18 protein-coding genes are annotated in these 19653 nt (G+C 74.9%); 3 read left to right on the top strand and 15 right to left on the bottom strand.

What is annotated here, in order from left to right; all coding sequences use genetic code 11:
* Positions 1–15: 15 nt before the first annotated feature.
* From KSK32_RS24995 to KSK32_RS24940, 12 genes are all read right to left on the bottom strand, one after another.
* Complete coding sequence (locus KSK32_RS24995) at positions 16–1164, bottom strand: steroid 3-ketoacyl-CoA thiolase (RefSeq protein ID WP_216933397.1); 1149 nt, start codon at positions 1162–1164, stop codon at positions 16–18.
* Positions 1161–2384: a cytochrome P450 gene (locus tag KSK32_RS24990; protein WP_216933396.1), complete on the bottom strand. Its 1224-nt coding sequence runs from the start codon at positions 2382–2384 to the stop codon at positions 1161–1163. The genes KSK32_RS24995 and KSK32_RS24990 overlap by 4 nt, the downstream gene beginning before the upstream one ends.
* Complete coding sequence (locus KSK32_RS24985; RefSeq protein ID WP_216933395.1) at positions 2381–3079, bottom strand: 2-hydroxychromene-2-carboxylate isomerase; 699 nt, start codon at positions 3077–3079, stop codon at positions 2381–2383. Before KSK32_RS24985 ends, KSK32_RS24990 begins: the two co-directional genes overlap by 4 nt.
* Positions 3076–3885 carry an alpha/beta fold hydrolase gene (locus tag KSK32_RS24980; RefSeq protein ID WP_216933394.1) on the bottom strand — a complete coding sequence of 270 codons (810 nt, stop codon included), beginning with the start codon at positions 3883–3885 and terminating at the stop codon, positions 3076–3078. The genes KSK32_RS24985 and KSK32_RS24980 overlap by 4 nt, the downstream gene beginning before the upstream one ends.
* On the bottom strand, positions 3882–4955 hold the full coding sequence (locus KSK32_RS24975) for a beta-ketoacyl synthase N-terminal-like domain-containing protein (RefSeq protein WP_216933393.1): 1074 nt from the start codon (positions 4953–4955) through the stop codon (positions 3882–3884). The genes KSK32_RS24980 and KSK32_RS24975 overlap by 4 nt, the downstream gene beginning before the upstream one ends.
* A complete protein-coding gene (locus KSK32_RS24970; protein ID WP_216933392.1) occupies positions 4952–6169 on the bottom strand; it encodes a beta-ketoacyl synthase in 1218 nt (405 codons plus the stop codon). Before KSK32_RS24970 ends, KSK32_RS24975 begins: the two co-directional genes overlap by 4 nt.
* A 4-nt stretch (positions 6170–6173) precedes the next feature.
* A complete protein-coding gene (locus KSK32_RS24965; RefSeq protein ID WP_135239705.1) occupies positions 6174–6428 on the bottom strand; it encodes an acyl carrier protein in 255 nt (84 codons plus the stop codon).
* A gap of 49 nt (positions 6429–6477) precedes the next feature.
* A complete protein-coding gene (fabG, locus tag KSK32_RS24960) occupies positions 6478–7227 on the bottom strand; it encodes a 3-oxoacyl-[acyl-carrier-protein] reductase (RefSeq protein ID WP_216933391.1) in 750 nt (249 codons plus the stop codon).
* A complete protein-coding gene (locus KSK32_RS24955) occupies positions 7224–8246 on the bottom strand; it encodes a methyltransferase (protein ID WP_216933390.1) in 1023 nt (340 codons plus the stop codon). Before KSK32_RS24955 ends, fabG begins: the two co-directional genes overlap by 4 nt.
* Positions 8247–8248: 2 nt before the next feature.
* A complete protein-coding gene (locus tag KSK32_RS24950) occupies positions 8249–9952 on the bottom strand; it encodes a carbamoyltransferase N-terminal domain-containing protein (RefSeq protein WP_254187182.1) in 1704 nt (567 codons plus the stop codon).
* A gap of 52 nt (positions 9953–10004) precedes the next feature.
* Entirely contained in the window at positions 10005–10295 is a 291-nt protein-coding gene (locus KSK32_RS24945) for a phosphopantetheine-binding protein (RefSeq protein ID WP_216933389.1), read from the bottom strand.
* A 77-nt stretch (positions 10296–10372) separates the two neighbouring features.
* Entirely contained in the window at positions 10373–12052 is a 1680-nt protein-coding gene (locus KSK32_RS24940; RefSeq protein WP_216933388.1) for a carbamoyltransferase N-terminal domain-containing protein, read from the bottom strand.
* 226 nt (positions 12053–12278) lie between these two features.
* Between KSK32_RS24940 and KSK32_RS24935 the strand changes: the two genes are divergently transcribed.
* Genes KSK32_RS24935 through KSK32_RS24925 form a run of 3 tightly spaced genes read left to right on the top strand, consistent with a single transcriptional unit; the run spans position 12279 to position 16006 of the window.
* Entirely contained in the window at positions 12279–13949 is a 1671-nt protein-coding gene (locus KSK32_RS24935) for an AMP-binding protein (RefSeq protein WP_216933387.1), read from the top strand.
* On the top strand, positions 13946–14911 hold the full coding sequence (locus KSK32_RS24930; RefSeq protein WP_216933386.1) for an FAD-dependent oxidoreductase: 966 nt from the start codon (positions 13946–13948) through the stop codon (positions 14909–14911). The genes KSK32_RS24935 and KSK32_RS24930 overlap by 4 nt, the downstream gene beginning before the upstream one ends.
* Before the next feature lie 39 nt (positions 14912–14950).
* A complete protein-coding gene (locus KSK32_RS24925) occupies positions 14951–16006 on the top strand; it encodes a hypothetical protein (RefSeq protein ID WP_216933385.1) in 1056 nt (351 codons plus the stop codon).
* 41 nt (positions 16007–16047) lie between these two features.
* Here the strand turns inward: KSK32_RS24925 and KSK32_RS24920 are convergent, their stop codons facing one another.
* The 3 genes from KSK32_RS24920 to KSK32_RS24910 form a co-directional block, all read right to left on the bottom strand.
* A complete protein-coding gene (locus KSK32_RS24920; protein WP_216933384.1) occupies positions 16048–17466 on the bottom strand; it encodes an aldehyde dehydrogenase family protein in 1419 nt (472 codons plus the stop codon).
* Positions 17467–17480: 14 nt separating this feature from the next.
* On the bottom strand, positions 17481–18365 hold the full coding sequence (locus KSK32_RS24915; protein WP_216933383.1) for an NAD(P)-dependent oxidoreductase: 885 nt from the start codon (positions 18363–18365) through the stop codon (positions 17481–17483).
* Between the two features lie 64 nt (positions 18366–18429).
* Positions 18430–19608, bottom strand: coding sequence for a glycosyltransferase (locus tag KSK32_RS24910; protein ID WP_216933382.1), 1179 nt, complete (start codon positions 19606–19608; stop codon positions 18430–18432).
* Positions 19609–19653 lie beyond the last annotated feature (45 nt).

The raw sequence follows: 19653 nt of genomic DNA, 5'->3' as shown, positions 1-19653 counted from the left end.
GTACGTGCGTGCCCGTCAGCAGCGCTGCAGGATCGAGGCGGTGCCCTGCGAGCCGCCGCAGCACATGGTGATCAGGGCCAACTCCGTGCCGGTCCGCTCCAGCTCGTGCAGCGCGGTGGTGATCAGCCGTGCGCCGGTGGCGCCCATCGGATGCCCGAGCGCGATGGCCCCGCCGTTGACGTTGACCCGGTCCAGGTCCGCGCCGAGGCGCCCGGCCCAGGACAGCACCACGGCGGCGAACGCCTCGTTGACCTCGTACCTGTCGATGTCGCCGAGGCTCGTGCCGGCCCGGGCGAGGATCCGGCCGGTGGCCTCCACCGGGCCGTCGAGCAGGTAGTACGGGTCGGCGCCGGTCACCACCTGGTGGGTCAGCCGGGCGCGGGCCGGCAGGCCGAGCGCCCGGGCCCGGCCGGCCGACATCCACAGCACCGCTGCGGCGCCGTCGGAGACCTGCGAGGTGGTGCCGGCGGTGTGCAGGCCGCCGTCGACTGTGGGGCGCAGCGCGGCCAGCCCTTCCGGGGTGGAGGCGCGCAGCCCTTCGTCGACGGCCACCGGTGGGCCGCCGGGCACCGGCACCGGCACGACCTCACGGTCGAAGTGCCCGGCGGCCCAGGCCGCGGCGGCCCGGCGCTGCGAGCGCAGGCCGTACGCGTCCAGCTGGTCACGGGTGAGTCCCTGCCGCGCGGCGATCCGCTCGGCCCCGCCGAACTGGAGCCGGGGCGGGTCGTCCCACGGGTAGTCCTCGGTGCGGAAGTCGGCCGCGCCGGTGAAGTTGCTGCCCACCGGCACCCGGCTCATCGACTCCACCCCGCAGGCGATGCCGACGTCGATGGCCCCGGCGTGGATGAGCGCGGCCACCAGGTGGTTGGCCTGCTGGGCCGAGCCGCAGCTCACGTCCACGGTGGTCGCCGCGACCCGGTGGTCCAGGCCGGTCGACAGCCACGCGTTGCGGGTCACGTTGAGGCCCTGCTCGCCGACCTGGGTCACGCAGCCGCCGATGATCTGGTCGACGTCTGCGGGCGCGACGCCGGTGCGCTCCAGCACGGCCAGCAGTACGTGGCGCAGCAGGACCGCGGCGTGGACGCCGCTGAGCGCGCCCCGGCGGCGGCCGATCGGGGTGCGGACCGCCTCGACGACGACCGGGTCGCGGTCGGGCGGGGTCACCGGGGCACCAACCGCACCGGCAGGCTGGTACGGCCGCGCAGCACCAGGCTGCGGGTCAGTACCGGCTCCCCGGCCGGCTCCACCCGGATCGCGGCGGCGAACAGCTCGTGCAGCACCGCCGCGACCTCGGCGGTGGCCAGCCGCGCGCCGAGGCAGAAGTGCGGGCCCGCGCCGAAGCCGACGTGGTCGTTGGGGCGGCGGTCCGGCCGGAACTCGTCCGGCTGGTCGAACCGGCGGCCGTCGCGGTTTGCCGCGCCCCAGACCAGCAGCACCCGGGCGTCGGCGGGCAGCGTACGGCCGTGCAGCTCCACCGGCTCGCGGGTGCCCCGCCACAGCGCCTGGACCGGGGTGTCGTAGCGGATCGCCTCGTCCACGGCGGTCGGCACCAGGCCTGGATCGTCGCGGATGCGGTCCTGCAACCCGGGGAAACGCAGCAGCGCGGCCATCAGGTTGGTCAGCAGGTTCGTGGTGGTCTCGATGCCGGCGACGAGCAGGAACGCGCAGAACGCCAGCAGCTCCTGCTCGGACACCCCGGCGGCGCGGGCGGTGGCGATCGCGTCGAACAGGTTGGCCCGGCCCGGCGTGGCGCGGCGCAGCTGACGGCTGAAGTAGCGGAACATCTCGATTCCCCGGCCCACCCGGGGCGGCCCGGACGCCTGGTCGAGATCCTTGGTGATGACTGTGGACCAGTCCCGGAACTCCTCGTGCATGTCCGCCGGCACGCCGAGCAGGTCGGCGAGCACGAGCACCGGCAGCGGCTCCGCCAGGTCGGTGAAGAAGTCGCCGCACCCGGCCTCGCTGCGTTCCCGCAGCACCCGTACGCGCTCGCGGGCCAGCGCGCGGATCCGGGGCGTCGCCGCGGTCACCGAGGCGGGGGTGAAGGCGCCGGCCACGGCGCGCCGGAAGATCTGGTGCTCGGGTGGATCGGTGGCGATCAGAACCCGTACCGACGGCGCGCCGATGCGGTAGCTGACGCCGGTCTGCGGGCCACCGGCGACCGCGAAGTCCGGGCTCATGCCGATCTTCGAGGAGAAGCGGGCCGGGTCGCGGGCGATGGCGACCACGTCGTCGTACCGGGTCACCATCCACACGTCGTACTCGGGCAGGTAGCTGACCGGGTCGTGGTCGCGCAGCCGCGCGTAGGCCGGATACGGGTCGGCCAGGACGGCGGGGTCGAACGGGTCGAACAGTCGCGCCGACTCCCGTGCGCTCGCGGTCATCCGCAGCCTCCCGCCGTGTCGGTGTCGTACGCCCCGATCCGCCGGGCCGCGCCGGCCGGGGCGGGCCGCCGCACCGGGGTGGGGTATTCCAGCTCGGCGACGAAGTCGTCCACCCGGTCCAGGCCCCAGAACCGGTGCCGGCCGATCCGGAAGTACGGGATGCCGAAGATGTCGTCGTGGTACGCCTGTTCCAGGCAGTCGACCGCCTCGGCCCGGATCCGCGGGTCGTCGGTGGCCCGGGCCGCCGGTCCGGGGTCGAGCCCGGCCTCCCGGGCGATGCGCTCGACCGCCTCGACGGTGCAGATGTCCTCGCCGCGCTCCCAGCGGGCCGCGCACGCCGCCTCGTAGAACTGCCGGGCGCGGCCGGCGCGGCGGGCGCAGAGCCAGGCCAGGTGCGGCAGCTCCCACCACGGGTCGTCGTCGATCGGCCAGCGCATCGGCACGCCGACGCGGGCCGCCTGCCGTTTGGTGTCGTGCAGGATGTAGAGGTGCTTCGCCTTGCTCATCGGGGCGTAGTGCAGTTCCGCGCCACGCTCCCGCAGCGCCGCCTCGGTGACCGCGTCCGGGTTCCAGAACGGCACGAAGGTGACCCGCTCGTCCAGGTCCGGCACCCGCCGGCGCAGGACGGTGATCGCCAGCCAGCTGAACGGGCTGCGGAAGGAGAAGTGCACGCGTGGCTGTTTCTTCGGTGTCATCGGGCCGGCCTCTCCGCGTCGGTGCCGTACCGGGCGAACCGGTCGATCGACCGGCCGAGCCGGTGGGCGTGTCGCCGGTGGCAGAAGTGGTCGTAGTCGGGTTCGCAGGCGAGCAGGCCCAGCGGCAGCCGGTCGGTGAGCGCACGCAGGTGGTCCCGGTTGAGCCCGGGATCCCGTTCACCGCCGACCACCAGCACCGGGATCTCCACCGTCTGCACCGGCAGGTGGCCGCTGGCCAGGTACTGCTCGAAGACCGCCAGGAACGCACTCGGGCCGGTGCGCTCCCACGCCCGTTCGAGCATCGATTCGAGGATGTCGGGTTCCAGGGACGTCTTGCGGGCGGTCAGCCGCGAGCGCAGCCCGTCGCTGATCTGGCGCTGGAAGATCCGCCGCGACCTGTCGAACGCGCGCCAGGTCACCGGCGCGTCGTGTGGCCGGTAGAACGGCGTGGTCAGCACCGCCGATCGGGCCGGCGGCTGCGGGCTGGTGGCCAGCAGTTCCAGGATCGCGTTGGCGCCGAAGGAGTGCCCGACCAGGACTATCGGTGGCGCGGGCAGCTTCGACAGCCCGGCCGCCACCCACTCCCCCGGCCGCCCGGCGTACCGCCAGGAGTAGTCGTTGCCGGCGTGCCAGGGCACGCACATCGCCAGCGTCCGCCACTGCGGGCCGAGGCTGCGGGCGAGCGCGGTCCAGCCCCGGCAGTCGTCCTCCATGCCGTGCACGAACACCGCGACCGGGCCGTCGCCGTCGGCGGCCGTGGCGTCCCGGTCGTCGGCGGTGAGGCCGTGCAGTCGCGGTGGGATCATCGCCGGCTCCGGCCCCGGACCACCGCGGCGCCGACGCCGCCCTCCGGCGTCCGCGCCACGAGCAGCGAGTACGCGCCGTCGCGGCCCGGGTCGGCGCGGTGCCGGGCGAGCACCGCGGCCAGTTCCCAGGCCCCGGTCGCCGCCTGGCAGTCCCCGACCACGTCGTCGACGTGCAGCCGCTCGGCCGGCGAGCGCCCGCCGAGCCCGTCGTCCACCGCCGACCAGACCTCGGCGTCGTCGGGCGCGTCGCCACGCCGGCCGCAGGCGACTGTGGTCACGTCCGCGCCGTCCACGCCGGCCTCGGCCAGCGTCGCCCGGACGAGCGCGGAGAGCGCGGCGGGCCGGGACTGCGCGGCCGGGCAGAAGCCGACCCGCACGGCGAGGACGGCGCCGTCGGCCGGCCCGTCCGGATCGCGGCGCAACACGAACGCGGCGCCGCCCTCCCCGGCGACGGTCCCGCCGGTACGCCGCACGGTCCAGGCGGTGTGCGGGGTGAACTCCTCCACCGTGGAGGCCAGCAGCACGTCGGCACGGCCCCGGCGGAACAGGTTCGCGCTGTAGCGCAGCCCGGTCAGAAAGGCCAGCGGCCCTCCGGCGACGGTGGCGTTCGGCCCGTGCAGCTTGTACCAGATGGCCGACTGACCGGCCGCGCAGTTCATCACGGTGTTCGGGAACAGTGCCGGATTCACCAGGTACGGCGGCTGCTGGGTGAACGTCTCCGCCGCGTAGTCCACGCTCGACTTGACGCTGCCGGCGGTGGTGCCGGTGACGATGCCGATCCGGTCCCGGTTGTCGTCGGTCACCACCAGCCCGGCGTCCTCGATGGCGCGGCCGCAGGCGACCACCGTCAGCGAGGTGCGGCGGTCGAAGAAGGCGGTGCCCCGGCGGCGCAGGTGCGCCTTGACGTCGAAGCCGACCAGGGCGTGCGCCCGCGCGTCCGGCAGTTCGTCGGCGTACATGCCGGTGACCGGCACCGGCTGCGGCGCGGCGCCGAGCGCCGTGGCGAGCGCCTCCGGGCTGTCCGCGGCCGGGCCCACGACGCCCCAGCCGGCGATCGTCAGCGCGGTCACGACGGCGCCCCGAGCAGGACGATGGCGTTGTTGCCGCCGAACGCGAAGCCGTTGTTCTGGGCCACCCGTACCGGCGCGGGGCGGGCCCGGTTCGGGATCGGGTCGAGCCACGACATGGCCGGGTCCGGCGACGCCCAGTTCACCGTCGGGGGCAGGAACCCCCTGGCGATGGCGACGGCGGACGCGATCGCGCCGAACGCGCTCGCCGCGCCCATGGTGTGGCCGAGCATCGACTTGATCGAGCTGACCGGCGGCACCTTCCCGTCGAACGCCTCGAACAGCGCCTCCGCCTCGGTGGCGTCGTTGGCAGCGGTGCCGGTGCCGTGCGCGCAGACGTAGTCCACGTCCGACGGGCTGATCCCGGCGTTGTCGAAGGCCAGGCGCATGCACGCGGCGATGGTGGCCGCGTTCGGCGCGACCATGTGGCTGGCGTCGCAGTTCAGCGCGTAGCCGAGCACCTCGGCGTAGGGCCGGGCGCCCCGCGCGGCGGCGTGGTCGGCGGACTCCAGCACCAGCATCGCGCCGCCCTCCGCGGTGACCATGCCGGAGCGGTTCAGGTCGAACGGCGCGCAGGCGGTCTCGGCGACGGCGCCGAGCCGCACGAACCCGGCGTGCGCCCACCGGCACACCGAGTCGGCGCCGCCGGTGAGCATCACCTCGGCGTCACCGGCGGCGATCGCGTCGTACGCGTAGCCGATGGCGTAGTTGCTCGCCGAGCAGGCGGTCGCCAGCGTCACCGACTCACCCGTCACACCCAGCTCCTCGTTCACGGCGAAGGCCAGCCGCCCGGCCGGCAGCCCCGCGAGCAACGCCGGCTCCACGGCGGCGAACCCGGCGTCGACCACCCGCCGGCCGAACTCCTCGGTCAGCTTCGACTCGCCGCTGGTGGTGCCGACCACCACGCCGACCCGGTCCGGGGCGAGCGCACCGGCGTCGAGCGCCGCGTCCAGGCCCGCGTCGCGCACCGCCAGCCGGGCCGCGGCGGCCGCGAACAGGGACGAGCGGCCCCACGCCCGGACGTCGAGCCGGCGCAGCAGTCCCGCCGGGACGAAGTCGCGGACCTCACCGGCCATGGTGCGGGGGAAACCGGTGGTGTCGAAGCTGCGGATCGGCCCGACGCCCACGCGCCCCTCGCGCAGCCCCTGCTCGAAGGCACGGGCCCCGATGCCGATGTTGGAGACCGGCCCGACGCCGGTGATGACGACACGGTTCATCGCACTAGCTGTCCCAGCCCGCGTAGGTGGCGGTGATCTCGTACACCGCCTTGAGGTTCTCCATCCCGGCCAGCTCCCGCTGCGGGATCTCCACCTTGTAGCGTTTCTCGATCCGCGCCAGCATCTCGATCGCCCGCAGCGAGTCGGCCTCGTACTCGTCCTGGAAGTCGGCGGTGTCCGTCAGCTCCGACGGCTCGACCTCGAGCACCTCCGCGACCAGCTCGCGCAGCTCCTCGAGGTGGGTTTGCTTGTCCGACATGACACTGTTCCTCTCCTGGTACGACGGTCGGTGGGGCACGGCACGGGCGTCACAGGACGATCCCGCCGTCGACGTGGAAGACCTGGGCGGTGATGTACGACGCGGCGGGCGACAGCAGGAAGGCCACCAGCGGCGCCACGTCGTCCGGTACACCGAAGCGCCGCAGCGGGATGGCGGCGAGCGCCTTGGCGCGCGACTTCGACGCAAGCGCCGAGGTCATGTCGGTGTCGATGAACCCGGGCGCGACCACGTTGGCCCGCAACCCGTAGGGCGCCATCTCCTTGGCCAGCGAGCGGGTCAGGCCGATGATGCCGGCCTTCGCCGCCGCGTAGTTGGTCTGACCGGCGTTGCCGTAGACACCGGCGACCGAGGAGATGTTGACGATGTCGCCGGCCCGCCGCTTGAGGAAGCGGAACCCGACCGTGCGGCACAGGTTCCAGGTGCCGGTGAGGTTGACGTCCAGCACGTCCCGCCACTGGTCGGCGCGCATGAGCACGGCCGGGGCGTCCCGGGTGATGCCGGCGTTGTTGACCAGCCCGGTCAGCGGGCCGATCTTCTTCTCCGCGAGCGCCACCAGGTCCTCGACGGCGTCCGGGTCGGACACGTCGCAGGACTGGAACAGGCAGCGCGCACCGTGGGCGGCGACCTCCGCCTCGGCCGCCTCGGCGTCCTCGCCGTCGCGCCGGTAGCAGCCGGTGACGTCGTAGCCCAGACCGGCCAGGTGCACCGCGACAGCGCGACCGATGCCCCGGGAGGCGCCGGTGACCAGGACGTGCCCGGCGGACTCGGAGCCGCTCATGCCGGCGTACCCCCTTCCCCGGCGCCCGGCCGGAACTCGACGTAGGCGAACCCGCCCGGCAGCGCCACCGGCGCGGCCGGATGCACGGCCCGCAGGCCGGCCACCGCCCCCAGCGCCGCCAGTTGCGCGGCGGTGCGCTGGCGGCCGGCGAAGAGCGTGAGCATCTTCAGGTCGGCGGCGACCGACCACCGGTCCGGTTCGCCGGCCGGGATGTCCTCCACCACGAGCACCCGGCGGCTCACCGCGGCGCAGCGGCGCAGGATCGCCGCGGCGGTCGCGTCGTCCCAGTCGTGCAGGATGTCGAACAGCAGGTGGGTGTCGCCCTCGGGCACGGCTTCGAGGAAGCTGCCGGCGACCACCTCGCACCGGCCGGCCAGGCCCGCCTCCCGCACCGCTTCGCGCGCCCCGGCCGCCGGTCCGGGCAGGTCGAACACGGTGCCGCGCAGACCGGGGTGGGCGCCCAGGACGGCGATCATCGTGGCGCCGCGACCGCCGCCCACGTCGACCAGGTGCCGGGTGCCGTCCCAGGACACCACGGCGGCCAGGTCGGCGGCGACGCGCCGGGACTTGCCGGCCATCAGCGCGTCGAAGGCGTCACCGCGGTCCGGGTCGGCGGCCAGGTCGTCCCAGAAGGAGCGGCCGTGGACCCGGTCGTACCCGGGTTCGCCGGTGCGCACCGCGTGCAGCAGCCCGGCCAGCGCCAGGTCCATCCGCCCGCCCGGCCCGTCCAGGTCCAGCCAGGCCCGCAGGCCCGACGGATGGGCGGTGGCGAGCATCCGGCCGGCCGGGGTGACCGCGTACGTGCCCGGCTCGGGCTCGGTGTAGAGGCCGAGCTGGACCAGGTAGCGCAGGAGCCGGCCGAGCGCGTCCGGGTCGGCCCCGCCGGCCCGGGCGAGCGCCTTGAGCCCGGTGTGACCGTCGGCGATGTGGTCGGACAGCCGCAGCGTGGCGGCGACCCGCACGGCGAAGGGCGGAAGCATCTCGAGCATCGCCGAGATGTCGGCGCGACGGGCGGCCATGGTCAGCGATCCGCCGTGTACAACCGGCCCCGCGACCAGACCCGCGGCACGCCGCCCCAGCGCATCGCGGAGGCGGCGTCGGGGAAGAAGCCGCGACCAGGGTGGTTGGCGCTGGTGTTGCAGAGCACCGGGATGCCGGAGTGCCGCTCGTACGCGGTGAGCAGTTCGAACAGCAGCGGATGGGCCGGGCCGACGGTCTGCAGCCGGGCGCTGCCGTCGGCGTGCACCACCGCCGGCACCCGGTCCCGCCACCCGGGCCGGATGTGGTGCTCGAAGAGCATGTACGGGTCGGGTGTGCCGGGGTCGAACACCTCCGGCGCCCGCGCCTCCAGGCAGATCGGCGCCACCGGCCGGTACGACTCGCGCAGCTTGATCTCGTTGAGCCGGTCCTTCATCCCCGGGTCGTGCGCCGGGGCGATGATGCTGCGGTGGCCAAGGGCGCGCGGACCCAGTTCGGCCCGGCCGTCGACCACCACGACCGGCTCGCCGGTGCGATGCAGCAGCTCGGCGAGTTCGGCGACGCTGCACGGGCGGCCGGTCCAGCCGGGCGGGACCGGCGAGTCGACGAGGTCCGGGCCGTCGAACACCGACCAGCGCAGCGCGGCGCGGCCGGTGCGGCGGAACAGCTCCGCGCAGGCGGTGCCGATGGCCGAGCCGGCGTCGTTCGGGAACGGCGGCACCCACACGTCGCTGAAGTCGCCGCTGGCCCGCAGCCCGGAGTTCCACTTGATGTTCAGCGCGCAGCCGCCGGACAGGCAGAGCGGCTCGCCGGCCCGCACGTACGCGGCGCCCGGGCCGGTACGCAGCCCGCGCAGCAGCAGCCGGAACAGGAACTCCTGGAACGAGGCGAGGATCGCCGCATCCGAGAGCCCGAGCGGCGCGAGCCGGCGCCGGGCCTGGTGACTCCAGAGGAACGCGCCGGTGATGCCGATCGGCAGCATCGACTCGGCCAGCTCGGTCATCACCGTGATCGCCTCCTCGCTGGCCGGGGCCAGTGAGGCGTACGCCATCGCCTTGCCGGAGACCGGCAGCAGCGCCTCCAGCTGGGCGAAGTCGCCCAGCCCGCCGAGCCGGCGGCGCTCGTCGGCGGGGACGCCGAACGGCGGGAACAGCGAGGCGAAGATCGGGTAGAGGGCGCCGACGATCGGGACCACCACGCCGAGCGAGTGCAGCGCGGGCGTGGCCGGGTCGAAGCGGTAGAGGGTGGCGGGCATGCCGCCGTCCCACACCAGGATCAGCGCGGCGCGGTCCGCCGCCGCGTACGGGCTGGTGCTGTAACCGGCGAACGCGTGGCCGGTGGCGTGCGGGTAGCTGGAGTAGTCGAAGGTCTTCGAGCCCAGCGGCAGACCGCTGCCGGTGGTACGGGGGTGGGCCGGCAGCGGGTCGCCGGGCTCGGCGATGACCGCGTAGCCGGCCAGGTCGATCATCTGCCGCCCGCCGTCGGGCAGCTCGATCTCCGCCGCGGTGCGTCCGTCGCCGGACTGCACCCAGCCGTCGACGCTGATCGCGTCGATGTCGCCGATGCCCAGGCCGTGGTGTTCCAGTTCGGCCACCACGCCGCTCAGGTCGGTGAGGCGGGCGTGGCGGCGGCGGTTGCCGACCTTCTCCTCCTCGACCGACCAGAGCAGACGGTCGCCCCGGATGAGGGCGTGCGCGCCGTCGTGGGTCAGTTTCAGCCCGCAGATGACCTCGTCGTGCTCGGACAAGTCCGCACCTCCACCGATCGTTGCCAGCCCTCGCACGGTCCGTGGTGGACCGTCACTCCGTCGTGGCGGCCAGCGGCTCGGCGTCCTTGCTCTCCAGCTGCCGCACCACGTGGTTCTCGATGTCGGCGGCGGTACGGATGTTCTGCACGCTCTGCTCGTCGATCGGCGGCAGGTCGAACTCGTCCTCCAGGGCGAAGGCGAGCTCCAGGAGGGCCAGGGAGTGGTACTCCAGGTCCTCGACGAGGAGCACCTCGTCCTGGTCGCCCTTCTCCGGGTTGGGGGCCAGTTCGAGGACCAGCTCCCGCACCCGCTTCCGCGTCTGCTGCTCATTCGGAATCGGCACGGGGGCACCGTAACCCCGCCCCGATCGCCCCCGGAAGCGTGCGCGAACTCGACCGCGGACACCCTCCGGAGGCGGGTTCAGAGGCGCTCGTAGAGCACGTCGTCGGACCACACGTACCGGGTGCGGCCCCAGGACATGGCGGTGCCCGGGTCGGGGAAGAAACCGCGTCCCGGCAGGTTCGCGCTGGTGTTGCAGAGCACCGGTACGCCGCTGAGGCGCTCGTAGGCGCGCAGCAGGTCGTGGACCACCCGGTTGCCGGCGTCGACGGTCTGCAGCCGGGCGCTGCCGTCGACGTGCACCACCGCCGGGATGCGTTCCACCCAGCCGGCCCGGACGTCGTGGTCGAAGAGCATGTACGGGTCGCGGGTGCCCGGCGCGAACACCTCCGGCGCCCGCTCCTCCAGGCAGATCGGCGCCACCGGCCGGTACCACTCCCGGCCCTTGATCTCGTTGAGCCGCTGCTGCATGTCCCGGCTGGTGGCGGGCGCGATGAGGCTGCGGTGCCCGAGCGCGCGCGGGCCCAGCTCGGCCCGCCCGGTGAGCACGACGACCACCTCGCCGCGCTCGTGCAGCAGCGCGGCCAGGTCCTCGACCGGGCACGGCCGCGACGTCCAGCCCGGCGGCACCACGCCGTCCCAGCGCAGCTCCGGCCCGGCGAACTCGCTCCACTGAAGACCGGTACGCCCGGTCGTGCGGGCCATCTCCGCGCACGCGGCGCCGATGGCCGAGCCGGCGTCGTTGGGGAACGGCGGCACCCACACCCGCGGGAAGTGCCCGCTGCTCCGCAGGCCGGAGTTCCACTTGATGTTCAGCGCGCAGCCGCCGGACAGGCACAGCGGCAGCGCCCGCAGCTCCGGGTGCCGGTCGAGCATCGCCACCATGCCGGTGACCAGGGCCCGGAACAGGTACTCCTGGAACGACGCCAGCAGCTCGGCGTCGGTGGCGCCGAGGCCCCGGGCGAGCCGGAGCACCCGCTGGCTCCACTGGAACGAGCGCATCTGCGTGTCGACCGCGCCGAACTGCGCGGTGACGGCGCCCATCACGTCGATCACCGCCTCCACCGGTTTGCCCAGCCCGGCGTACGCCATCGCCTTGCCGGAGACCGGGAGCAGCGCCTCCATCCCGAACCGGCGGTCCGGGTCGGCGCTGCGCCGGTCGACCCGGAACGGATCGAAGTGCGAGGCGAAGATCGGGTACAGGCCGCCGAGGAACTCGTTGACCCGGCCGACGCCGCGTACCCGAGGGCCGTCCGGTTCGACCAGGTAGAGGAAGGGCGGCATCCCGCCGTCCCAGACCAGGCCGAGTGCCGGCTCGCCGCGCTGCGCGAACGGGCTGGTGCAGTAGCTGGCGAACAGGTGCCCGGTGGCGTGGGTGTAGCTGGCGAAACCGGCCGGGCCGAACCGCTGCGGCAGCGGGCCGTGCCGCGCGTCCAGGGGCCGCGCCGAATCGGTCACCGGGTCCTCGTAACCGGCCACGTCCAACGGGTGCGGGCGCGCGCCGTCGAGCAGCCACACGTACGAGGTGCCGTCCCGGTCCCGGGCCCAGCCGTCGACGGCCACGCCGGTCAGCTCGCCCGCCGACAGGCCGTGCCGGCGCAGTTCGTCGTGGATCACGTCGATGTCGTGCAGTTCCGAGTGGCGGTTGTGGTTGTCCAGCTTCTCCGCCTCGGTGGAGAACAGCAGCCGACCGTCGTCGATCACGGCCACCGCGCCGTCGTGCGTGACCTTCAGTCCGCAGATCAGGGATCGTCCAGGCACCTTCGCAGCCTCCTCGCCGGGTCCGTTCAACTGGGCAGAATGCCCAGTTGCCCGCACCTGACCGGGCAGGCGTGCCAGGGACATCGCGCCCACGTCACACGTCGAGCGCATGCTCGCGCCGGGCCGGCCGGCACCGCAAGCGTGCCCGCCGGCCGGCCCGCGCGGGCCTGCCGCCGTCGCGTGGCACCGCGTTACGCTCCGCCCACCCGTGCCCAGGAGGTCCCCGATGGACGGACAGGATCGCGCCACGGCGGCAGGCTCGCCGCTGACCGACTGGGTGCACCGGCCGCGCCCGGACGCGGCGGTCCGCTTCGCCGGGCCCGGCGACGGGTGGGACGAGTGGAGTTACGAGCGGCTCGCCGAGGGCGCCCGCCGGGTCGCCGCCGGGCTGCGCTCGGCCGGGACCGCCGACGGCGACACGGTGGTGATCGTGGAGCCCACCGGGCCCCGGTTCATCCAGCTCTACTTCGGCGCGATGGTCGCCGGCGCGGTGCCGGTGCCGACCGCGCCGCCCGCGTTCGGCCAGGACCTGACCGGGTACGCGCGGGCGCTGGCCCACCTGGTCGGGCGGGCCGCCCCGCGCATGGTGGTGACGTCCGCCGCGCTGGCCGGGCAGCTCGCCGGGCTGGTGCCGCCGCCGGTGCCGGTGCGGATCGACGACGACGTGATCGCCGCCGCCGACCCGGGCCCGTGGCCGGGCTGGGCCCCGGCGGAGCTGGCGATGCTCCAGTTCACCTCCGGCTCGACCCGGGCGCCGCGCGGGGTCCGGGTGCCGGTGCCGGCGCTGGAGGCCAACGTGGCCGCCATCGCGCAGTGGCTGCGGATGCGGCCGGAGGATCCGACCGCGTCGTGGCTGCCGATGCACCACGACATGGGGCTGATCGGCTGCCTCATCACGCCGGTGGTGCGGCAGAGCGACCTGTGGCTGCTCTCCCCCGAGCAGTTCGTCCGGTCCCCGCTGCGCTACCTGCGCTGCTTCGGCGTTCTCGGCGCGCGGCTCACCGCGATGCCGACGTTCGGGCTGGAACACATCGCGCGCAAGGTGCGCCCGCAGGACCTGGACGGCATGGACTTCTCCGCATGGCGGGCGGTCATCGTCGGCGCCGAGCGCGTCGGCACCGGTGCGGTGGAACGCTTCGTGCGGCTGCTGGCCCCGTACGGGCTGGACCCGCGCGCCATCCTGCCCGCGTACGGGCTGGCCGAGGCGACGCTCGCCGTCACCGGCCTGCCGCTGGACGAGCTGTGGACGTCGGTGCCGCTGGACCCGCGGCGGGTGGTGCTCGACGGGCCGGTGCCCCTGGCGCCGGAGACAGGTGGCGCGCTCGTCGGCTCCGGCCGCCCGCTGGGCGGGATCCGGGTCTCGATCGTGGACCGGGACGGCCGGGAACTGCCGGAGGACCACGTCGGCGAGATCGTGGTGGACGGTCCCTGCCTCACCGACGGCTACCACAACGAGCCGCCCGACGCCGACACCGGCCGCCGGGACGGGCCGCTGGTCACCGGCGACGCCGGGTTCCTGCACGACGGCCAGCTGTTCGTGCTGGGCCGCATCGGCGACAGCGTGAAGGTGCGCGGCCGTACGCTGCTGGCCGAGGACGTGGAGGCGGCGCTGGAGTCGGCCGGTCTGCCGCGGCACCGGCAGACCGTCCTGCTGGGCATGCGCGGGGACCGGCCGACCGCGGTGGTGGTGGTCGAGCAGGCCGACCCGCTGCGGCTGGAGGCGGCGCAGGGCCTCGTCGGCCGGGTGACCGAGGGTGCCGACCTGGTGTTCGTCCCGGCCGGTGTCGGCACCATCCCGCGAACCACGAGTGGCAAGCCGAAGCGGCGTGAGCTGTGGAGAATCTTCCTGACAGGACAGCTGACCACAGCCGCCGCGCACTCGGAGGATCCTTCATGACCACACGTCCGGACGTCGTCGTCCTCGGTTCCGGTGTCACCGGTCTCAGCACCGGCATCCGGCTGGCCGAGGGAGGCGCGCGGGTGCTGATCCGTACCGCGGAGCCGCCCGAGCGGACGACCTCGATGCAGGCCTCGGCGCTGGTCGGCCCGAACCTGTCACCGCCGGACGACCCGCAGCGCGCCTGGACCGACGAGACGCTGCGGGTGCTGCGCGGCGAGCCGATGCCGGGCGTGACGCTGTGCGAGGGTGTACTCGCCGCCCGGCCCGCCGGGGCCACCCCGCCGTTCGTGGAGCAGACCCCGGGGTTCCGGCCGCTGGACGAGCACGAGCGCCCGGCGGGCTTCGGCACCGCGTTCTCCGTCCGGCTGCCGCTGGTCGACATGCCCGTCTACCTCGCGTACCTCCAGCAGCACTTCCTGGACGCCGGGGGCGAGCTGCGCGCCGAGCCGGTGGCCTCGCTCGACGAGGCGGCGGCGGTGGCGCCGGTGGTGGTCAACTGCACCGGGCTGGCCGCGCGGAGCCTGACCGGCGACGACGAGCTGTACCCGGTGCGCGGCCCGAAGATCGTGGTGCGCAACCCGGGGATCGAGCGGTTCTTCCTGGAGGCGCCGATGACGCCCACCTGGGCGTCGATCTTCCCGCACGGCGACCACGTGGTGCTCGGCGGCGCGCAGCGACGCAGCGACGACACCACGCCCGACCCGACCGAGGAGCGGGACATCGTCGCGCGGTGCGCCGCGATCGAGCCGGCCCTGGCCGGCGCCGAGGTGCTCGCGCACACCGTCGGGCTGCGCCCCGGCCGCCCGGCCCCGCGGGTGGAGGCCGAGCGCCGGGGGGACGCGCTCGTCGTGCACAACTACGGCCACGCGGGGAACGGCGTCATGCTCTCGTGGGGATGCGCCCGCGACGCCGCCGCGCTGGCGCAGGGCGGCGGGACCACCGACCGGCCTGACGAGTGAGCCGGCGCCGCCGGGCGCCGGCCTGACCGGAGGGACACCATGTCCACTGCCACCTGGGCGTCCGGCGCCGACGCGTCGGCCCTGTTCCGCACCGCCGCGGACCGGGTTCGCGCGATCGACGTGCAGCACATCCGGGACGCGCTGTACGCGCCGGGCGGCTCGTACCGGTGGCCCCGGCACCGGATCAACGAGGTGGAGCTGGAGTGGCGGCGCTGGCGGCTGCGTCACCACCTCGGACTGCGCGACGAGCCGCCGGCCTCGATCCGGCTGTACGAGCGCCTGGCCGTGTCCGCCGGGGTGCCGCCGGCCGACGTGTCACCGCTGGCCGGCGGCGGGCCGCTGGTCGACGCGACGTACGACCAGATGTTCCCGCAGGGCCCGCTGATCATCAGGGCGGTGAAGTCGCGGGTGGTGCGGCGGCCCACCGACCACGAGGTGGACGAGGAGTACGCGACGCTGCTGCGCGAGTCCAGCGGCCGCCGCAGCGACTACCTGTCCATGCTGGACCCGTCCGGGTACTACTGGCACATGCCGGACCTGATCTCGGCGGCCACCGCGCGGGAGTGCATGAAGGACGTCGAGGTGCTGCTGGCCGCCCCGCGCGGCGAGTCCTTCGCGGGCGGGCCGCAGCCGGGGTGGGACGTCGAGCACGACGCGCTGGTGAGCCGGTCGATGAACGCGTACCTGGGCGCCGGGCCGACACTCATCAAGATCCACGAGGATCCGGCGCTGGTCGCCGAGATCAGCGCCCATATGGGCCGGCCCATGCACCCGACCCGGTGCACGTACCTGCGCTACGAGAAGGGCGACTACCTGGGCGTGCACACCGACCAGCCGACGTGCGAGGTGTCGCTGCTGTTCACCATCGCCGGCGACCCGGGGCCGATGCGCTCGTACCTCGACGAGACCGGCCACGACCCGGCCTGGCTGGACCGGTGGGTGCGGGAGGCGGGCAACTTCCCCGACGGGGGGCTGGACTTCATCTACCAGCCGCGCGAAGGGCTGGCGCTGACCGGCCGGGCGGTGCCGCACGCCCGCCTGCCGCAGGCGGAACGGGCCGTCATCGGCGCGTTGTTCTACAGCGGCCTGACCTGACCCGCGCTCCGGGCGCCCGGAGAGGGCGCCCGGACGGCGGCTCACCGGGGACGGTGACGCACCTGCGCGCCGGTGTAGCCGTGCAGCCCGGCCACGCCGCCCTCCACGCCCAGCCCGCTGCACTTCAGGCCGCCGTACGGCTGGTCCGGGGACAGTTCGGCGTGCGAGTTGACCCACACCGTGCCCGCGTCCAGCCGCGCGGCGACGTCCCAGGCGCGCTGCGGGTCCGCCGACCACACCGAGGCGCCCAGCCCGTACGGGCCGGCGTTCGCGGCCCGGACCGCGTCGTCGAGATCGGTGTACGGCACCACGGGCAGCACCGGCCCGAACTGCTCCTGCGTCACGACCGCCAGGTCGTCGGTGGCGCCGGCGAGCACGGTGGGGGCGTAGAACCGACCCGGGCCGGGCAGCGGCGCGCCGCCGGCCGCGACCCGCGCTCCCCCGGCGGTGGCCGCCTCGACCAGCGCGGTGACCCGGCGCAACTGCGCCCCGGTGGTGAGCGGCCCCAGCTCGGTACCCTTCACCGCGCCGTCGCCGACCCGGGTGGACCGGGCCCGGTCGGCCAGCGCGTCGACCACGCGACCGTGCCGCGACGCCGGTACGTACAGCCGCTTCACCAGCATGCACGCCTGCCCGCTGTTGGCGAACGCCTCCCAGAACAGCTTCTCGGCGATCGCGTCCGGGTCGGCGTCGTCGAGCAGGATCGCCGGGTCGTTGCCGCCGAGTTCGAGTGTGACCCGCTTGAGCCCGGCGCCGGCGGAGGCGGCGACCCGGCGCCCGGCGGCCACCGACCCGGTGAACGACACGTGCGCCGGCACCGGATGCGCGACCATCGCCGCGCCGAGGTCGTCCCCGCCGGACACGACGTTCACCACGCCGGGCGGGAACAGCGGCGCCAGCAGCCGCCCCAGTTCCAGCACGGCCAGCGGCGCATACGGCGAGGGCTTGAGCACGACCGTGTTGCCCGCCCGCAGCGCCGGGGCCAGCTTGGCGGCGGCGATCGCGACCGGAAAGTTCCACGGGGTGATCGCGGCGACCACGCCCAGCGGACGCCGGGTCAGCTCGACGTGCCCGCGCCGGTCGTCGCGCAGCAACTCGGCACCGAGGTCGAGTCCGGCGTGGTAGCGCAGCGCGCCCGCCGCGCCGTACGCCTCGGCGATCGCCATCGCCGTCGGCTTGCCCTGCTCGGCGGTGACCAGCGCGCCCAGGCGGGACGCGGCCCGCGACACCTCCTTCGCGGCGGCGAGCAGCGCGGCACGCCGGGCCTCGTCGTCGGCGGCCCAGCCGGCGGCGGCGGCGAGCGCCGCGTCCATCGCCCGGTCGAGCTGCCGGCCGGAACAGACCGGGGCGGCGCCCAGCGGCGCGCCGGTGGCCGGGTTGTCGACCGGGAGGACGGCGGCCGCCTCCTCGGCCACGCCGCCGATCGTCATCGCCGGGGCGTGCTCAGCGGTCGCGGTCATGGTGGCGTCCTCCGTCACATACGGCCCGCGCGGCGGGCGTCCTCGATAGATGGGTAGACGGGCCGGAAGCCCAGGTCACGGCGGGCGGCGGTGGTGTCCACGACGCAGCCCAGCGGGCCGCCCTCCTCCGCGTCGCCGGCTCCGGCGCCGCGCGCGCTGAACTCCGCGGCCAGCGGGCGCAGCAACGCCGCCGGGGCCGGCTCGTCGTCGGCCAGGTTGTACGTCTGCCCGGCCGCGGCCGGGCTGCGCAGCGCGGCGAAGATGCCGGCCCGCACGTCGGCGTGGTGCACCAGGTGCAGCCGCTCGTCGTCCGGCCGGTGCGCGGACCAGCTCAGCGCGTCGGCGAGATGCGGATCGCCCTCGCCGTAGGTGAACGCGACACGCAGCACGCACACCTCCAGCTCCCCGCCGGTGAACTGCCGCAGCGCCGCCTCCGCGCCGAGCTTCGCGGCCGGGAACGACGACTCCGGCGACTTCAGCAGCGGGTCGTCCTCGCGTACCGGCCGGTCGCCGGCGGGCGCGTAGACGAGGTAGCTGCTCATCTGCACGAACCGGCGCACCCCGGCGTCGAGCGCGGCGCGGGCCAGCGCCGCGGTCGCGGTCCGGTTCACCTCCTCGGCGCCCGGCCCGTCCAGGCCGACGAACGCGGACGCGATGTGCACCACCGCGTCGACCCCCTCGACCGCGCTGCGGCACACCGCCGGGTCGCGCAGGTCGCCGGTGACGAGCCGGCCGCCGCCCGGGCCCGGGCCGGGACCCCACACCAGCAGGCGCGCCTCGCCGCCGAGCCGCTTGAGGTGGGGCAGCAGCCGGGCGCCGACCCGGCCGGTCGCGCCGGTGAGCAGGATCCGGCCGAGCGGCGCCGGCTCGGCGTCGACGGTCTCCAGGGGTACGCGCATGGCTGTCGCCTCTCTGCGAGGTGGCCGCGCGAACAGCTGCGGGCGTACGCGGCCGGGATCCGTCCTATGCGGCCGCGCGCAGCGGCCGGCGCTCCTCGGCCAGCCGCTCCAGCAGCTCGATGCCCCGCCCCACGCCGGGCATCCCGGCCATCTCCGCCTGGAGCCGGGCGGCGTTGCGCCGGTAGAGGTCGTCGTCCAGGGTGGCGCGCACCGCGTCGCGGAGGCGTTCCGGCGTGGCCGCCGCCTCGTCCAGGCGGATCGCCACCCCGGCCGCGCTGAGCCGGTGGGCGTGGTACGGCTGGTCGACGGCGACCGGGACGACCACCATCGGCAGGCCGTGCCGCAGCGCGCCGACGGTGGTCAGGTAGCCGGCGTGGTGCAGCACCACGGCGGCGCGGCGCAGCACCTCGTCCTGCGGGATGTACGTGGCCAGCCGCACGTTCGGCGCGTCGATGCCGGTGGCGGCGAGGTCGACGCCGGAGCCGAGCGTCATGACCACGTCGACGTCCTCGTCGCGCAGGCCCCGCGCGGCCGCGCGGAACAGATGCGGCGTCTGGTTGAACGCCGTGCCCATGGTCATGTAGATCAGCGGCCGTGTCGCGCGGGCGGTGAGCCAGTCCGGCACCGGACCGTCCACCTGGTACAGCGGCGGCATGATCGGGTGCACCACCTCGTCCTCGGCCCGTCCGCCGAACCACAGCAGCGGGTCGTCGGACAGCGGCTGCATGCTCGGCAGGTACGCGTCGAGGTAGAGGTACGGGTAGAGCCGCGCCATGCCCGGGTCGGCGGGCAGTCCGAGGCGGGTGCGGGCCTGGCTCCAGCCCGCGCCCATCGTCTGCGCCGTGACCGCCCGGGGCAGGCGCGGGAGCTGGCCGAGCGCCGCGTAGGGCACGCCCACCGCGTCGGCGGCGAGCGGCCCGGCCCACTCCAGCGACTCGTGCAGCAGCACGTCGGCGCGGGTGGCCCGGAGCACCTCGACGATGCCCGGGATGAGCGCGGCGGTGGCCATGGCCATCAGCCGCAGCCGCCGGCGCTCGTCGTCGAACGCCGACGTCCTCGGCCCGTCGGCCAGCCACGCCGGGCCGACCTCCACCACGTCCAGCCCGGCCCGGGTCACCCAGGGGCCGAGGCCCCGTCCGGTGACCACAGTGACGTCGTGCCCGGCGGACCGGGCGGCGAGCGCGAGCGGGGCGATCGCATGGAAGTGCCCGACCGCGGGCTGGCAGGTCACCACGACTTTCATGAGGGCCATCCACCTCCGGATAATGGGTGACGGAGCCCTGGCCCC

The organism is Micromonospora sp. WMMB482 (assembly GCF_019038635.1).
Taxonomy (GTDB): domain Bacteria; phylum Actinomycetota; class Actinomycetes; order Mycobacteriales; family Micromonosporaceae; genus Micromonospora; species Micromonospora marina.
Note: the sequence above shows the minus strand (reverse complement) of the source record. Positions and strands in the feature narration are given on the sequence as shown.

Excerpts from the sequence above, each read along its gene's own strand:
- KSK32_RS24990 (WP_216933396.1), bottom strand. The coding sequence starts at position 2,384 with ATGACCGCGAGCGCACGGGAGTCGGCGCGACTGTTCGACCCGTTCGAC.
- KSK32_RS24985 (WP_216933395.1), bottom strand. The coding sequence starts at position 3,079 with ATGACACCGAAGAAACAGCCACGCGTGCACTTCTCCTTCCGCAGCCCG.
- KSK32_RS24980 (WP_216933394.1), bottom strand. The coding sequence starts at position 3,885 with ATGATCCCACCGCGACTGCACGGCCTCACCGCCGACGACCGGGACGCC.
- KSK32_RS24970 (WP_216933392.1), bottom strand. The coding sequence starts at position 6,169 with ATGAACCGTGTCGTCATCACCGGCGTCGGGCCGGTCTCCAACATCGGC.
- KSK32_RS24965 (WP_135239705.1), bottom strand. The coding sequence starts at position 6,428 with ATGTCGGACAAGCAAACCCACCTCGAGGAGCTGCGCGAGCTGGTCGCG.
- fabG (WP_216933391.1), bottom strand. The coding sequence starts at position 7,227 with ATGAGCGGCTCCGAGTCCGCCGGGCACGTCCTGGTCACCGGCGCCTCC.
- KSK32_RS24955 (WP_216933390.1), bottom strand. The coding sequence starts at position 8,246 with ATGGCCGCCCGTCGCGCCGACATCTCGGCGATGCTCGAGATGCTTCCG.
- KSK32_RS24935 (WP_216933387.1), top strand. The coding sequence starts at position 12,279 with ATGGACGGACAGGATCGCGCCACGGCGGCAGGCTCGCCGCTGACCGAC.
- KSK32_RS24930 (WP_216933386.1), top strand. The coding sequence starts at position 13,946 with ATGACCACACGTCCGGACGTCGTCGTCCTCGGTTCCGGTGTCACCGGT.
- KSK32_RS24925 (WP_216933385.1), top strand. The coding sequence starts at position 14,951 with ATGTCCACTGCCACCTGGGCGTCCGGCGCCGACGCGTCGGCCCTGTTC.
- KSK32_RS24920 (WP_216933384.1), bottom strand. The coding sequence starts at position 17,466 with ATGACCGCGACCGCTGAGCACGCCCCGGCGATGACGATCGGCGGCGTG.
- KSK32_RS24915 (WP_216933383.1), bottom strand. The coding sequence starts at position 18,365 with ATGCGCGTACCCCTGGAGACCGTCGACGCCGAGCCGGCGCCGCTCGGC.
- KSK32_RS24910 (WP_216933382.1), bottom strand. The coding sequence starts at position 19,608 with ATGAAAGTCGTGGTGACCTGCCAGCCCGCGGTCGGGCACTTCCATGCG.